The following is a 597-nucleotide window of genomic DNA, read 5'->3' as shown; positions in this document are numbered from 1 at the left end:
AAGATGTACGACGGCGAGCGCTGCAGCATCGTGACGTGGCCCGCCGTACCGGCCATCGATGGCACCAGGGTGACGGCGGTGGCGCCGCTGCCGATCACGACGACCTTCTTGCCGGCGTAGTCGAGGTCCTCGGGCCAGTGCTGGGGGTGGACCTGCTGGCCCTGGAAGTCCTCGGACCCCGGGAACGTCGGCAGGAAGCCGGCGTCGTGGTTGTAGTAGCCGGTGGCGCTGACCAGGAAGCCAGCTGTGTACTCGACGGTCTCGCCGGTCGCTTCCCGCTCGGCGGTGACGGTCCAGCGGGCGTCGTTGCTCGACCAGTCGGCCGACACGATCTTGAGGCCGTAGTGGATCTTCTCGTCGATGCCGTGTTCTGCAGCGGTGTCGGCGATGTAGTCACGGATCGCGGCGCCGGGGGCGAGCACCTTGTAGTCGACCCACGGCCGGAACTTGTAGCCGAAGGTGAACATGTCGGAGTCGGAGCGGATGCCGGGATATCGGAACAGGTCCCAGGTCCCGCCCAGGCGTTGCCGACGCTCCAGCACGGCGATGGTCTTGCCGGGGTGCTGGCTGGTGATCTGGCAGGCGGTGCCGATGCCC

The 597-nt window shown here is 67.7% G+C and carries 1 protein-coding gene; it reads right to left on the bottom strand.

The features are described from left to right. Positions 1-597: flavin-containing monooxygenase (locus ACOADB_RS20405; protein ID WP_378602742.1), on the bottom strand; the 597-nt coding region annotated here is incomplete at both ends.

It is taken from the genome of Nocardioides sp. CPCC 206348, from assembly GCF_048654705.1.
Taxonomy (GTDB): Bacteria; Actinomycetota; Actinomycetes; order Propionibacteriales; family Nocardioidaceae; genus Nocardioides.
This window is presented reverse-complemented; position numbering and strand designations above follow the sequence as displayed.